Annotated in this window: 13 protein-coding genes; 6 read left to right on the plus strand and 7 right to left on the minus strand. The window is 59.5% G+C overall.

Annotated elements, in window-relative coordinates:
* Positions 1-62 precede the first annotated feature (62 nt).
* Complete coding sequence (locus BM152_RS06915; RefSeq protein ID WP_066599664.1) at positions 63-251, plus strand: hypothetical protein; 189 nt, start codon at positions 63-65, stop codon at positions 249-251.
* A 77-nt stretch (positions 252-328) separates the two neighbouring features.
* Here BM152_RS06915 and ileS read toward each other — a convergent pair whose 3' ends face one another.
* A complete protein-coding gene (gene ileS, locus BM152_RS06920) occupies positions 329-3,247 on the minus strand; it encodes an isoleucine--tRNA ligase (RefSeq protein WP_066599747.1) in 2,919 nt (972 codons plus the stop codon).
* A 646-nt stretch (positions 3,248-3,893) separates the two neighbouring features.
* Here ileS and BM152_RS06925 point away from each other — a divergent pair.
* Positions 3,894-4,313, plus strand: a complete 420-nt coding sequence (locus BM152_RS06925) for a group III truncated hemoglobin (RefSeq protein ID WP_066599665.1) — start codon at positions 3,894-3,896, stop codon at positions 4,311-4,313.
* Between the two features lie 2 nt (positions 4,314-4,315).
* Here the strand turns inward: BM152_RS06925 and BM152_RS06930 are convergent, their stop codons facing one another.
* Both BM152_RS06930 and BM152_RS06935 read right to left on the minus strand, forming a co-directional pair.
* Positions 4,316-5,341, minus strand: a complete 1,026-nt coding sequence (locus tag BM152_RS06930) for a YcjF family protein (protein ID WP_066599666.1) — start codon at positions 5,339-5,341, stop codon at positions 4,316-4,318.
* Complete coding sequence (locus tag BM152_RS06935) at positions 5,338-6,741, minus strand: YcjX family GTP-binding protein (protein ID WP_066599668.1); 1,404 nt, start codon at positions 6,739-6,741, stop codon at positions 5,338-5,340. Before BM152_RS06935 ends, BM152_RS06930 begins: the two co-directional genes overlap by 4 nt.
* Before the next feature lie 107 nt (positions 6,742-6,848).
* Here BM152_RS06935 and truA point away from each other — a divergent pair, with 107 nt between their 5' ends.
* The 4 genes from truA to BM152_RS06950 all read left to right on the plus strand — a co-directional run bounded on the left by truA (position 6,849) and on the right by BM152_RS06950 (position 10,678).
* Entirely contained in the window at positions 6,849-7,619 is a 771-nt protein-coding gene (gene truA, locus BM152_RS06940; protein WP_066599671.1) for a tRNA pseudouridine(38-40) synthase TruA, read from the plus strand.
* A 148-nt stretch (positions 7,620-7,767) separates the two neighbouring features.
* Positions 7,768-7,917 carry a hypothetical protein gene (locus tag BM152_RS19245; RefSeq protein ID WP_156444343.1) on the plus strand — a complete coding sequence of 50 codons (150 nt, stop codon included), beginning with the start codon at positions 7,768-7,770 and terminating at the stop codon, positions 7,915-7,917.
* 213 nt (positions 7,918-8,130) lie between these two features.
* Positions 8,131-9,879, plus strand: coding sequence for a sugar phosphorylase (locus tag BM152_RS06945; RefSeq protein ID WP_066599675.1), 1,749 nt, complete (start codon positions 8,131-8,133; stop codon positions 9,877-9,879).
* A gap of 145 nt (positions 9,880-10,024) precedes the next feature.
* Positions 10,025-10,678 carry a TetR/AcrR family transcriptional regulator gene (locus tag BM152_RS06950; RefSeq protein WP_066599681.1) on the plus strand — a complete coding sequence of 218 codons (654 nt, stop codon included), beginning with the start codon at positions 10,025-10,027 and terminating at the stop codon, positions 10,676-10,678.
* Between the two features lie 4 nt (positions 10,679-10,682).
* On the opposite strand, the gene BM152_RS06955 is transcribed toward BM152_RS06950, so the two are convergent.
* Genes BM152_RS06955 through BM152_RS06970 form a run of 4 tightly spaced genes read right to left on the minus strand, consistent with a single transcriptional unit; the run spans position 10,683 to position 13,590 of the window.
* A complete protein-coding gene (locus tag BM152_RS06955) occupies positions 10,683-10,997 on the minus strand; it encodes a DMT family transporter (RefSeq protein WP_066599682.1) in 315 nt (104 codons plus the stop codon).
* A 2-nt stretch (positions 10,998-10,999) separates the two neighbouring features.
* A complete protein-coding gene (locus BM152_RS06960) occupies positions 11,000-12,043 on the minus strand; it encodes a heme-dependent oxidative N-demethylase family protein (protein ID WP_066599683.1) in 1,044 nt (347 codons plus the stop codon).
* A 12-nt stretch (positions 12,044-12,055) separates the two neighbouring features.
* Entirely contained in the window at positions 12,056-13,000 is a 945-nt protein-coding gene (locus BM152_RS06965) for a PDR/VanB family oxidoreductase (RefSeq protein ID WP_066599685.1), read from the minus strand.
* Positions 12,997-13,590 carry a dimethylamine monooxygenase subunit DmmA family protein gene (locus tag BM152_RS06970; RefSeq protein ID WP_066599688.1) on the minus strand — a complete coding sequence of 198 codons (594 nt, stop codon included), beginning with the start codon at positions 13,588-13,590 and terminating at the stop codon, positions 12,997-12,999. Before BM152_RS06970 ends, BM152_RS06965 begins: the two co-directional genes overlap by 4 nt.
* Positions 13,591-13,628 lie beyond the last annotated feature (38 nt).

Below are 13,628 nucleotides of genomic sequence, written 5' to 3' on the forward strand. Positions count from 1 at the left end.
TCACGCCCTGTCCTTAGTCTCCCTCCACAGGTGGGAAACCGGACACACGATGGGGATGATTCATGGGGAATGACGAGAAAGCGATAAAGCCCCCTCTGCGCGAGGTGGCCAGCATCACACGCATCACGCAAGAGGACTTTCTGGCGCAACTGGCGCAGGCGCTTGCGCTTTATGACCGCGACGAGGACGGGCTGTTGACCGAGGAAGAGTGGCAATGGGTGCAAGATGCCTTGAATGACACAGGAGCCTGACGAGCTTTACTTGTGGCGCCAGACGGAAAAAGGGCGACACAACGTGCCGCCCCCTTGAAATCAGTCTCAGCCGAATATCAGCCCAGCGCCTCGTCACAGCGGGCACAGACCCCTGCGTGGCTATGGGTGCCGACATCGGGCAGGATTTTCCAGCAGCGCTGGCACTTCTCGCCCTCGGCTTTCTCGAACACCACGCCGATGCCCTCGACCTCGCCCTCCAGACGGAAGGCCTCGTTCGGCGTCGGATCATCGGTGAGCGTGATCGCGGAGGTGATGCAAAGATCATCGAAATCGACGGTCTTGAGCGCCTCCAGAACCGCTGCATCCTCGACATGCACCACCGGAGCCGCCTCCAAAGACGCCCCGATCACCTTGTCACGGCGCTGCACTTCAAGCGCGGCGGTCACGACACGGCGGGCCTTGCGAATACCGGCCCATTTTTCCGCCAGATCGCCATCAAGCCAACCCGGCGCAGGAGCCGGGAAATCGACCAGATGGACCGAGCTGTCATCACCGGGGAAACGCTCAAGCCAGACTTCTTCCATAGTGAAGGTCAGGATCGGAGCGAGCCATGTGGTCAGGCGATGGAACAGGATGTCGAGAACCGTGCGAGCGGCGCGGCGGCGCTCTGTGTCGCCATCGCAATAGAGCACGTCCTTGCGGATGTCGAAATAGAAGGCCGACAGATCGACCGTCGCGAAATTGAACACCGCCTGCCAGACGCCCGAGAAATCGAAATTCTCGTAGCCTTCGCGCACCGTGGTGTCGAGTTCCGCCAGACGATGTAGCACCCAGCGTTCCAGTTCCGGCATTTGCGCGGGATCAACCCGATCCGCCTCGGAAAAGTCCGCGAGCGAGCCAAGCATGAACCGCATGGTGTTGCGCAGGCGACGGTAGCTGTCCGCCACGCCCTTGAGGATTTCCGGCCCGATCCGCTGATCGGCGGTGTAATCGGTCTGGGCCACCCACAGGCGCAGAATATCCGCGCCGTATTGCTTGACGATCTGCTCCGGCACGATGGTGTTGCCCAAAGACTTGGACATTTTCATGCCCTTCTCGTCGAGGGTAAACCCGTGCGTCACAACATTCTTATAGGGCGCACGACCTTTGGTGCCACATGCCTGCAACAGCGAGGAATGGAACCAGCCGCGGTGCTGGTCCGTGCCTTCGAGATAGACATCGGCAATGCCATCCGGCGTCCCGTCTTCACGGTCGCGCAGCACAAAGGCATGGGTCGAACCGGAGTCGAACCACACGTCCAGAACATCGAACACCTGCTCATAGTCGTCAGGGTTCACAATATCGCCCAGAACCTTTTCCTTGAACCCGTCCTCATACCAGACATCCGCGCCGCTTTCCTCGAACGCGGCAGAGATGCGTTGGTTCACCTCGTCATTGCGCAGCAGGAAATCATCATCCGTGGGCAGAGCGCCTTTCTTGGTGAAACAGGTGAGCGGCACACCCCATGCGCGTTGACGCGACAGCACCCAATCAGGACGGCTTTCGATCATCGAGTAAAGCCGATTGCGTCCGGTTTGCGGCGTCCATTTCACCAGCTCGTCAATCGAGCGCAGCGCCCGTTCGCGGATGCTGTCGCCATAGGTGCCCATGCCATCGTCGAGTTTCTTGTCAACGGAGGCAAACCACTGCGGCGTGTTGCGGAAGATCACCGGTGCTTTAGAGCGCCACGAATGCGGATAGGAGTGGGTCACACGGCCACGCGCGATGATCCCGCCCGCTTCCACGAGTTTTGCGATCACGGCGGGGTTGGCCTTGCCCTCTTTGCCCTTGCGATCGATGACGGTGAGCCCCGCGAAGAACGGCACATGGGGCAGGAATTCGCTTTCCTCACCCACGTTATGCGTCATCCGGTCGAGCCAGTTGCGCTTGACGAAACATTCGTAGTCGTCTGCACCGTGGCTCGGCGCGGTGTGGACAAAACCCGTCCCTGCATCATCGGTAACGTGATCGCCGTCGATCATCGGCACATCGTAGTCCCAGAAGCCATCCGCGCCGTCGAGACCGGCAAACGGGTGGGCCAGCGTCAGAGCACCAAGCTCGTCCGCCGTGACATCGCGCACGCGGGTGAACTCGGTCACGCGGGATTTGGTCAGCGCGTCCTCGGCCAGCGTATCGGCAAAGACGTAAAGATCGCCCGGTTTGGTCCAGCTTTCCTCTTCGGTCGCATCCACGCGGTAGAGGCCATAGGCAATCTTCGGATTGTAGGCGACCGCCTTATTCGAAGGAATGGTCCAAGGCGTCGTGGTCCAGATCACGACACGAGCGGAGGCCAGATCGCCCTCGGCACCGGAAACAACCTTAAACGGCACCCAGATCGTGTGCGACTTGTGGTCGTGATATTCGATCTCGGCTTCGGCCAGCGCGGTTTTCTCCACCGGAGACCACATCACGGGTTTCGAGCCTTGATACAGCGTGCCGTTCATCAGGAATTTCATGAATTCCTCGGCAATCACGGCTTCGGCGTGGTAATTCATGGTCAGATAGGGATCGTCCCATGTGCCATAAACGCCAAGACGTTTGAATTCCTCGCGCTGGATGTTCACCCATTCGTCGGCAAAGGCACGACATTCGCGGCGGAAATCAATGACCGGCACGTCGTCCTTGTTCTTGCCCTTCTTGCGGTATTGCTCTTCGATCTTCCATTCGATCGGCAGACCGTGACAATCCCAACCCGGCACATAGCGCGCGTCAAAGCCCATCATCTGATGGCTGCGCGTGATGATGTCCTTGATCGTCTTGTTCAGGGCGTGGCCGATGTGCAAATGCCCGTTGGCATAGGGCGGGCCATCGTGCAGCACAAAGGACGGACGCCCGTCCGCCTTGCCCTTTTCGCGAAGTTTCTCGTAAACACCAATCTTGGCCCAACGCTCAAGCCAGCCGGGTTCGCGTTTCGGCAGGCCCGCACGCATCGGGAAGTCGGTTTTCGGCAGATTAAGCGTTTCTTTATAATCGGGTGTGGTCGTCTCGGAACACATGTCGGTTCGGTCCTTGAGGGAGGTGTGGGGATATGCGAAGTCGGCGCGGGTCTCCATACGCCTTGTCCCGGCGGCTCGCAGGGCCCAAGAGTGGGTCAGAGCGCCGGGCTGATAATTCGTATAATAATCGCCACAAAATTCATACGCGCCTTATAGGACGCGGCAGACGGGCGGTAAACCCGTCTTGACGCCGCCACGATATGAAAAAGGGACGCCCGAAGGCATCCCTGTCTCATAAGCTCTCTGGCGAGCTGGATGGCTGCGTGGCTGGCTGAGGTTCCTCGCTGGGGCCCTTTCGGGCGTCTCTGGCTCGGTTGCCTTGCGTGCTACGGCGCTGTCTTGCCGGCTGGATCGCTTGAATGACATGACATCGCAATCGTCTCGATCACAATGCCGATCCCGCTCGGGGATCGAAAATCTTGGCTCTATCGCGGAAGTGGCTCGGAGAATGGATGCCTGTCAGGTGGCTTTTCGTCCTTGCCGATCCTCATATAGGCAAGCCAAACGCGGAATGCAAGAAATTTCTCAACAAAATCAGATAGTTGACTAATTTACTCAGCAATAAAAACACTCAGGTATAGCGCGACATCACGGCGCTGGCGGAAAAAATCCATTCCGAATATAGCTTTATGCAAAGGAGCCCCCGATGACAGAGACCCGTTCCGCCCTGCCGCCCAAATTCGACCTCAGCCATGCCGACATGGATCGCGTGATCAAACGCTTCTACGCGGCGGTGCGACAGCATCCCGAACTGGGGCCTGTCTTTGGCGCCCATGTCGAAAACTGGCCGGAGCATGAAGAAAAGATCGGACGGTTCTGGCGCAATGCGATTCTGCATGAACGCAATTATGACGGCTTCCCGCAGCGCGTGCATCTGATGGCGCCGGAGGTGAAGGAGCATCACTTTGCCATATGGCTCGCGCTGTTTGACGAGACCCTGAATGCAGAGCTTGATGCCGAAACCGCCGCCAAATGGTCCGCGATTGCCCACAGGATCGGGCGGGCCTTTCGTATGGGGATCGTCCAGCGCGACCAGCCCAAAGACGCACCGCCGAAGCTGTTCTGAGCCTACCCGGCGCTCTTCTCCGCACCCTTGTCGAACAATCCGGTCAACGCACGTTTCACCGTGCCGGAGACAGACGGTTTTGACAGTTTCATAAAGGGCAGCGGACGGCAGACCTCAATCGCAGCCACGCCGACACGCGCGGTCAGGGCACCGTTGACAACGCCCTCCCCGAACCGGCGCGAAATCTTCGCCATGACACCGCCCCCTGCCATCGTGCCGATGAGATCATCGCCCACGGCCACAGCGCCCGTGGCCACCAGATGCGTCAGCACAGAGCGCGTCACCCGCCACGATCCCAGCGTGCCGGAGCGCCCGCCGTAAATCTCCGCAATCCGCCGGATCATCCGCAGGTTCGCGGTCAGCGCGGCAAAGACATCAGCCAAGGCCAGAGGCACAAGCGCGGTCACGGTCGCCACTTGGCGCGCGGCGGCTTCCACCTCTCGACGGGCCGCGGCATCAAGCGGGGCAAGCAATTCCGCCTCGGCCAGTCCCAGCACACCATCCGCATCGAACAGTTCGCCCTGACGCTCCGCAAACCGCTCACGCCCCCAAGACAGCTCGTCACGATGGGCATAGAGCGCCACGAGCTTGTCACTCACCCTGCGCGCCGCCTTGAGATCCCCCCGCCCCACCGCATCGGTCGCCGCCGTTTGCAGGCTGTCGATCCGTTTCAGACGGGCAAAGGCCGAAAGTTCTTTCAACGCAATCGCCGCCAGAACCACCAGAAACGCGCCGGTCAGCCCCAAGGCGACATAGCCCAGAACCTGATTGCGCGCGATGAGACCCGCGATAAAGTCATAGGCCGCAAGCGACAGGACAAAGGTGAACAGCGCCGCAAACAGCCGCCAGAACCACCGCGCCAGCGTCGAAGGTTTGCGTGCAGCCATAACCGCCACCCGCTCCATCGCCGCAGGACGGGCTAGAGGGGCAAGGTCGGGCACAGGCTCGGCGGTGGACGGATTCACCGTCGCCTCGTCTTCCAGTTCGATCAGAACAGGACCACGCTTTTCGGGCGGATGCTCACTCATAGCTTGTCTCCGATCAGGAATTCTGCGGCGCGGTCAAGCCGGATATGGGGCGGCCCTTCACCGGGGCGCAGGGTCAGCCGCGCAGGGCGGAATTTCATGATTTCATATTGCCCGTCGAGCCATTTCTCCGCGCCATTGCGAGCCGGTGACAGGATATGCGCCGGATCTTGCGGCAATTCACCAGAGTAAAAGGCCGCCTGCTTGCCACTCTCGGTGGTGCCGCGCACAACATCAAGGCTCTGGCCCTCATGTTCCATCGTCTCCTCCACCGTTGCACGCAGGGCGGCCATAGACATGGCCTGTGTTCCCGCCCCCGCAAAATCGGCCCGATCACGCGCCTCGCGCACCAAAGCCTCCATGATCGCAGTCAGACGCGGGTGCTGGCTGTGATGGATATGATCGGCTTTCGTGGCGGCAAAGAGGATTTTCTCCACTTTGTGCTGGCCGAGCAAAGACATGATCCGCCCCACCCGACCCGGACGGAACGCGGCGAGAATATCGGCCATCGTGCGGCGCAAATCCTCGACCGCTTTCGGACCGGAATGAATCGCGCCCAGCGCATCGACCAGAACAATCTGGCGATCAATGCGGGAGAAATGGTCGCGAAAGAACGGTTTGACCACTTCGCGCTTGTAGGCTTCATAGCGGCGCTCGAATTCGCGCTTGAGCGACCCGCGCGGCGCGTCCCCTTCTGGCAGAGGCGCGAAGGTCAGCACCGGAGAGCCCTCAAGCTCACCCGGCAACAGGAACCGACCCGGCGTGCAATCCGAATAGCCCGCTTCCCGCGCCGATTTGAGATAGGTGGTGAATTTCTCCGCCAGAGCCTTGGCGGCGGGTTCATCCTGTTTGGCGGTTGGGTCGCTGGCTTCAAGCGCCGCCACAAAAGCCGCCCCTTCGACACGATCCCGCGCCGCAGCAAGCGCCTCTGCCGACCATTCCGCATAGGACTTTTCCATAAGCCCCAGATCCAACAACCATTCACCGGGATAATCGACAATATCGAGATGCACGGTGCGCGGTCCTGTGAGACTACCCAAAAGGCCGGCGGGACGGACCTTGAACGACAGGCGCAGCTCGGAAACCGCGCGGGTGCTGTCCGGCCAATGCGGCTCCGGCGCGGTGAGTGCCGAGAGATGCGTCTCATAGTCGAAACGCGGCACGGTGTCGTCCGGCTGCGGTTGCAAATAGGCGGCACTGATCGCACTGGCGGGGCCAAACTGCGCCATACGCCCGCGATCCAGAAGGTTGGCCACCAAAGAGGTGATGAAAACCGTCTTGCCCGCCCGCGACAACCCCGTAACCCCCAGCCGGATAACCGGCTCGAACAGGGCTTCGTGCACGCCATCCTGCACGGTCTCTACGCCGCGAAAAATCCGGTCTGCTATATCGTTGAGGATCACGCCCGTTGCCTTTTCCAGATGTTTACCGCTTCAACATAGGCATTCACGCCGCTGCATGTAAGGGAGAAAGACTGGACGCCCTCCCCGCTCTCGGCTATTGCCGCCCCATGCCCAGATATGCCCTGAAAATCGAATATCACGGCGCGCCTTTCGCCGGTTGGCAGCGCCAGAAAGAACATCCCTCCGTCCAGCAGGCGGTGGAAGAGGCCTTGCGCAAACTCGAACCCGACTGTCCGGGGATCGGCGCGGCGGGCCGCACGGATGCAGGCGTTCATGCCACCGCACAGGTTGCGCATTGCGATATGGCAAAGGACTGGGATCCGTTTCGTCTCAGCGAGGCCCTGAACCATCACCTCAAACCCAACCCCATAGCCATTCTGGAGGCCGCGCGGGTGGATGAGGACTGGCACGCGCGGTTCTCCGCCCGCGAACGGCGCTATATGTTCCGGCTGATTTCACGGCGTGCGCCCTTGGTGCATGAGGCAGGTCTAGCGTGGCGCGTCAATCACCCGCTGGATCGCGATGCGATGCAGGAGGGCGCCGACCGTCTTGTGGGTCTGCACGATTTCACCACCTTCCGCTCGACCATGTGTCAGGCCGATAGCCCCGTGAAAACCCTCGACGAGGCACGGGTGGAGGTCATGGACATCCCTTACGGGCAGGAATTCCGCTTTTACTTTCGGGCGCGGTCCTTCCTGCACAATCAGGTGCGCAGCTTTGTCGGAACACTGGAACGTGTCGGCGCGGGAACATGGACACCCGATGATGTGACAAAGGCGCTGGAGGCGTGCGACCGTGCGGCCTGTGGTCCCGTATGCCCACCCGAGGGACTTTATCTTGTGGGCGTCGGCTATCCGGATGATCCGTTCAAAGCCTGAGTATCTCGCGCATTGAGGGCGGGGCCTTCAAGCGGTTGTTCCGAAATATCTCAAATCTCGCGAACCTCCCCAAAGCGGCCCAAGCCTCGCCCCAATTCAGCCCGATTCTCCTGACAGAAATTCCTGTGCAAGCTACAGGAGAACCAGCATGTCTCTGTTCGACGTTACCTTTGATCAACTGGCTATGGCCATCATGACCACCATCGCAATCCGCGAGGTGATGATCGTGACCTTGCCAGACCATATCGCCGGTCCGGGCGGCTGGCTGATTGACACGGCGGTTGGCGACCGAGTCTGAAAACATGCCCTCACAGGCCATCCATCTCTTGCGAAAAGCAGCCAATTTCACCGAAACTGTTTCGACTGCCCAAAAATAAAGCAGGTTTCAAAGCGCTTTCGCTCTTTCCTCAAAATTTGCACAAGAAAGCTTCGTTTTCCCCGAAAGCTGCATTGAACCTGTGCAGAGGGTCTGTTCTATCCCGAAGAAAAGACAACCACGAAGGGGACGCCGATGGCCAAACCATCTTCGCAAATCAGCACACGGCTGCGCGCGCTGATCGAACAGATTTATCCGGAGCTGGACAGCAAGCAGCTTGCCGAACAAATCGTGGATGCATTCTGGCCCGAAGGAACGAAACCGCGCTCCCGCACCCGTGCACCGGGAAACAGTCTCTGGAACGAGACTGACACACTGGTCATCACTTACGGCAACTCCCTTGTAGACGGTCAGCACAAGCCGCTGGACCTGTTGCGCGATTTTCTCAATCGCTATCTCAAGGGCGTGGTGCATGGCGTGCATATCCTGCCCTTCTTTCCCTTCACCTCCGACGACGGCTTCGCAGTCACGGATTACCGTCAGGTGAACAGCCAGCTTGGCGAATGGGCCGACATCGAGCGCATCGGCAGCGAATTCCGCCTGATGTCCGATCTGGTGCTGAACCACGTCTCTTCCATGTCCACATGGTTCTCGGAATACCGCCAGGGCCATGCCCCCTATGACAAGTTCTTTGTCGAGGTTGATCCCGACACCGATGTCAGTCAGGTCGTGCGCCCGCGCACCTCCCCCTTGCTGCGCGAAGTGAACACAGTCAACGGGCCAAAACATGTCTGGTGCACCTTCAGCCATGACCAGATCGACGTGGATTTCCACAATCCCGAAGTCCTGCTGGAATTCCTGCGGATCATGCGCCTGCATATCAACAAGGGCGTACGCATTGTGCGGCTTGATGCTGTCGCCTTCATCTGGAAAGAGCTTGGCACATCCTGCATCCACTTGCCCCAGACCCATGCCATCGTGCGCCTGATGCGGCTGTTGTGCGACTATGCCGAAGAACGTGTGGTGCTTCTGACCGAGACCAATGTGCCCAATGCGGAAAACCTGAGCTATTTCGGCAACCGCAACGAAGCGCATATGATCTACAACTTCTCGCTGCCGCCGCTGCTGCTGCATGCGCTTCTGTCGGGAAGCTCCACCTATCTCAACCAGTGGCTGATGCGAATGCCGCCTGCACAGCTGGGTTGTGCCTATCTCAACTTTGCCGCCTCCCATGACGGGATCGGTGTGCGCGGGGCCGAAGGGCTTCTGGCGCCCGAAGAACTGGGCGAAGTGATCCAGTGTGTGCGCGACTTTGGCGGGCTTGTCTCCATGCGTGCGCTGCCGGACGGTTCGGAAAAACCCTATGAGCTCAACATCACCTATTTCGATGCTCTCAAAGGCACGATCAAAGGCGGCGAGGACGATCATCAGGTGGCGCGCTTCCTGTGTTCGCAAACCATCGTCATGTCGCTCGAAGGTGTGCCCGCCTTCTACATCCACTCGCTTCTCGCCACCCATAACGATCACGCAGGCGTCGAGAAAACCGGTGTCAAACGTGCCATCAACCGGCATCGCTGGGACTATCCCGAACTTCGCAGCTTGCTTGACGATCCCGAAAGCGAGAATGCGCAAGTTCTGGCGGAAATGAAGCGCCGGATCGCCATCCGGATCGCGCAAAAAGCATTCCACCCGAATGCCACCCAGTTCACCATGCAACTGGGCGAAGAGATCTTCGGCATCTGGCGGCAGTCTCCTGCCCGCGACCAGTCGATTTTCGCGATCCATAACGTCACCGACAAAGAGGTCGAAGTGCCGCATATTGCGATCAACCTGATCGAAGGGGAAAACTGGTATGACCTGTTGACGGGCGAAAAGATCGACCTGTCCAAGCCGAACATCACCTTTGCTCCCTATCAATGCCGTTGGATTTCCAACCGGCTCTAACTGCGGGCAGGCATCAACATATCGGCAAAACAGGGCGCTTTGATCGGGCGCCCTGTTTTCTCTCAAAGATTGACCTCACATCTTTGGCGCAGTAGGGCCAGTGGTCAAAGTTTCACGACCCAATATCCAAGACCCGAGATTTCAAATGCCCCTTTCGCTTGATGCCCTGATTGAACAGTTGAAAACAGGTGCCGCGACCAACGAGATTTACGGCGTCTCCGCCCCCTCCTCACGCAGCCGCGCAACGGTCGAGAAAGTCCTCGAAGAAGCCGTCGAAGTGCTCGCAAGCGACGGGGTGAGCGGATTGAGCTTCCGCGCATTGGCTCGGCGCTGTGATATGCGGCTGAGCAATCTGCAATATTACTTCACCACGCAGGATGATCTCCTGACCGCGCTGACACGCTATGCGCTGGTCGAACGGTTCGAGGAATTGCGCCGGAAAGGCACGCTCAAAATGCCCGATCCGCGCGAGAGGTTTCATGCCTATCTGACCTTCCGCATGGACCGCGCCGCCGACCCCCGTGCGCGTCTGATCACCACCGCCATCAAGGATCTGGCGCAGCGTCACGACGGACCGGCCCGCCATTTCGCCGCGACCTGCCGGTTCCACAATGCGGTGCTCGAAGACATAATCGCAGAGCTCACCCCCGATCCGGATGCAGCAGAAACCGCCCGAAAGGCCGCGATGATCGCCGCACTTCTGGACGGTCTCGGACCGGTTGCTGGCTGCCTCTATGAACCGCCCGCAGGTCTGCGCGGCGCGGTTCTGGAACAGGCGCATCGTTTGGCGGGGCTGTAACCGCTCAGGCGCTGATCTTCATCAACCCCATGCCCGCCACGATCAAAGCCGCCGCCGTAATACGCGACAGGTTCAGTGCCTCACCATGCAAGATGATTCCGGCGATAAACGCCCCGATGGCCCCGATACCGACCCAGACCATATAGGACGTGCCCAACGGCAGGCTCTTCATCGCAATCGAGAGCAGGCCGAAAGAGGCGAGCATGGCGACCACCGTCAGCACGCTCGGCCAGAACACGGAAAACCCGTTGGAGGACTTCATGGCGGTGGCCCAAACCACCTCCAGAAGCCCCGCAACTGTCAGCAAGACCCACGCCATAGCTATGCGTCCGGAAAGATGCCGGGCGAGGTTGGCGCGCCGTCATCGAATTGCGAGAGATAGGTCACGATGGTCTCCTGATTGACTGCAAAGCCTTTGTAATCCGCCAGATCAGGGTCGATGTCGCGCAGCACACGGTGCAGACGGCGACCCCATTTAGGGACAATAGCAAGGTCTTCGAGATTGGCAAGATAGCAGCGGATCGGGAAGGCCAGCGCATTGGAACGCGGCAGGCGGAAAAAGGTCTGCAACTCAACGCGCAGGAATTGTTTTTGCCCGACATTCTCCGGCGTGATGGTGCGCTTTTCCGGCCCCCATTTGTGATAGTTCTCGGGGCTGGTGTCGAGGCGCGGGTTCACGGTCATGGTCCAGTTGAGGCGGCGGTAGTGCTGCCCCTGCCCCACCGCCAATAGGAATTTCAGCGCCTTGTCGAACACGCCCATCTTGCGCGCTTTCGGCACGGGCGCATGCCATTCGAAAAAGTTCATACCAACATCGAAATCCAGCGACCAGTCCGCCTGAGATGTCACCATCCCCGCATCCATCCAGAGGTTTCCGTCCCGCTCATGCAAAAGCGCGAAATCGCCCTGTGTCTGGCGGGTGATGTATTCCATCGGTCCGCAAGGCAGCGTGGTCGGATCGAGAAAGGTGAATTTCTTTTCGATCCCGAGCGGTTTGTTGATCCAGTGCCAGTCATTGCCATCACGGTGCAACGTGAACAGATCGGGATAGTCGCGCGCCTTCGACACCATGATGAGTTCGAGCAAATCCCAGCCCGCAAGCTCCATATGCGGCAAGGACTGACAGCGCAGCGGATCTTCCGCCAGCGTGATCTCGCGGTCCTTCATCTCAGCAACATAGTGCTCATCCACGTCGAATTTGAATTCGAACGGCGTGCCTTTTGGCCCGCCCGGATGCTGTTCGATGTTAACCGAATACATATAGCTGTCCTGATCGAACGGGAACGGAAAGCGGCGGATGGCTTCGGGGGAGTTGTGATAGGTGTAATCGCCCCGAAAGGTTTCGTCATTGAAGTGCATGGTCATAGGTCCGTCTCCTCACAGGTCCAGTTCAAGCCGCGTGCCTTTGAAACGCGACATGCAGGGCATGATGTCTTGTTGGGCGCCACGCTCGTCTTCCGAGAGCCAGTGATCATTGTGTAAAATGCGCCCGTCGCAGGTCGTCACCTTGGTCTGACAGCGCCCGCAGGCCCCGCCACGGCAGGAATACTCCACCTTCACCTTGGCCTCTTCCAAAGCCTCAAGAAGGCTCTGATCGGCTTTCACCGTGATGCTCTGGCCGGTGGATTTCACCACCACATCAAAGGGTTCCCCCGGAGGCGGCGCGGTGAAGGCTTCGGAATGCACCGCCGTTTCGGGCCAGTTCAGACGCGCCGCCTGATCGGCCACCGCCTCAATCAACCCTTCGGGACCGCAGGTGTAAACATGGGTGCCAAGCGGTTGCCCGTCGAGAATAGCGCCAATATCCATCCGTGCGCCTTCGTCCGAGATATGCACATGAATATGCGCCGCCTCGGGCAAAAGCTTCAGACCCGCGGCCTCGTCCCGCGTGCGTGCGGCGTAATGCAACTCGTAGGGTTTCTGCTCCATGTCGAGTTGCTTGAGTTGCGACAGAAACGGCGTGATGCCGATGCCGCCGCCGATCAACACATGTTTGCGCGCCCGTAGATCAAGCTGGAACAGGTTTGACGGCGTGGAAACGGTGATTTCATCACCTTCCGACACTTTCGTATGCATATAGAGCGAACCGCCCCGCCCCTGATCCTCGCGCCGCACGGCGATCTCATAGGCCGACCCGTCATAGGGATCGGAGATCAGGGAATAGGAATTGCGGCGGATGATATCGCCTTCCGGCATCTCCACCGTGATATGCGCCCCGCCCGAGAACACCGGCAGTTCCGCCCCTGTCGGGTCTTCAAAACGGAAGCGTTTGACCAGCGGCGAAAGCGTTTCGACTTCGGTGACTTTCAACGCAAGCTTCATGGGCGGATCTCCACGGTTTCAGGCACCACACCCGGCGTTTCCGCATCGACGCAAACCCCTTGAAACACGCCCAGACGGCGGGAAAAATGGTCCCGCACGAAAAGCGTCAGCCCGCAGTGGCTACAGGTAAAGGGATCGGTCGTCACATCCTCGGTAATGCCCTTGCAATGCACACATTGCATCCGGCGCGCGATGGGGCCGCGATGTTCGCTCTGGATGACATCAAGCGGCAGACCTTGGGCAAAGGCGATGGCACTGACATGACCGATCAGCCCTTCGGAGCCGGCCAGATAAAGCTGCGTGCCCATGCGTGCCTCACCCAGAAGCTGCGTGATGACGGGTGTGGCAGCCTCAAAATCCGGCGCCTCATGCACGGCAGCGGGGGCGGGAGTGCGCAGCACATCCACACCACATCCGATCAACACCACATGGGCATGATCCATGACAGAGGCATCCGAAGCGGCCAGATCGATGAGCGCACCCGCGCCCGCCTCATCCGCAACCATGATCGCGGGGGCCGCGCCTTGCGAGACAAGCCCCGTATAGGTCGGCCTGCTCGGGATTGAAGGGGTAAATTCAGTGTTCGGCATTGCGTGTTTCCAGCGAAATCCTGTTGGTCTCAGGAGGC

This window comes from Celeribacter halophilus (assembly GCF_900114135.1).
Lineage (GTDB): Bacteria > Pseudomonadota > Alphaproteobacteria > Rhodobacterales > Rhodobacteraceae > Celeribacter > Celeribacter halophilus.

What these genes read in the sequence shown, in the direction of transcription:
- BM152_RS06970 (WP_066599688.1), bottom strand. Translation starts at nt 13,590, where the DNA reads ATGCCGAACACTGAATTTACCCCTTCAATCCCGAGCAGGCCGACCTAT.
- truA (WP_066599671.1), top strand. Translation starts at nt 6,849, where the DNA reads ATGCCCAGATATGCCCTGAAAATCGAATATCACGGCGCGCCTTTCGCC.
- BM152_RS06930 (WP_066599666.1), bottom strand. Translation starts at nt 5,341, where the DNA reads ATGAGTGAGCATCCGCCCGAAAAGCGTGGTCCTGTTCTGATCGAACTG.
- BM152_RS06925 (WP_066599665.1), top strand. Translation starts at nt 3,894, where the DNA reads ATGACAGAGACCCGTTCCGCCCTGCCGCCCAAATTCGACCTCAGCCAT.
- BM152_RS06945 (WP_066599675.1), top strand. Translation starts at nt 8,131, where the DNA reads ATGGCCAAACCATCTTCGCAAATCAGCACACGGCTGCGCGCGCTGATC.
- BM152_RS06950 (WP_066599681.1), top strand. Translation starts at nt 10,025, where the DNA reads ATGCCCCTTTCGCTTGATGCCCTGATTGAACAGTTGAAAACAGGTGCC.
- BM152_RS06965 (WP_066599685.1), bottom strand. Translation starts at nt 13,000, where the DNA reads ATGAAGCTTGCGTTGAAAGTCACCGAAGTCGAAACGCTTTCGCCGCTG.
- BM152_RS06960 (WP_066599683.1), bottom strand. Translation starts at nt 12,043, where the DNA reads ATGACCATGCACTTCAATGACGAAACCTTTCGGGGCGATTACACCTAT.
- ileS (WP_066599747.1), bottom strand. Translation starts at nt 3,247, where the DNA reads ATGTGTTCCGAGACGACCACACCCGATTATAAAGAAACGCTTAATCTG.
- BM152_RS06915 (WP_066599664.1), top strand. Translation starts at nt 63, where the DNA reads ATGGGGAATGACGAGAAAGCGATAAAGCCCCCTCTGCGCGAGGTGGCC.
- BM152_RS19245 (WP_156444343.1), top strand. Translation starts at nt 7,768, where the DNA reads ATGTCTCTGTTCGACGTTACCTTTGATCAACTGGCTATGGCCATCATG.
- BM152_RS06955 (WP_066599682.1), bottom strand. Translation starts at nt 10,997, where the DNA reads ATGGCGTGGGTCTTGCTGACAGTTGCGGGGCTTCTGGAGGTGGTTTGG.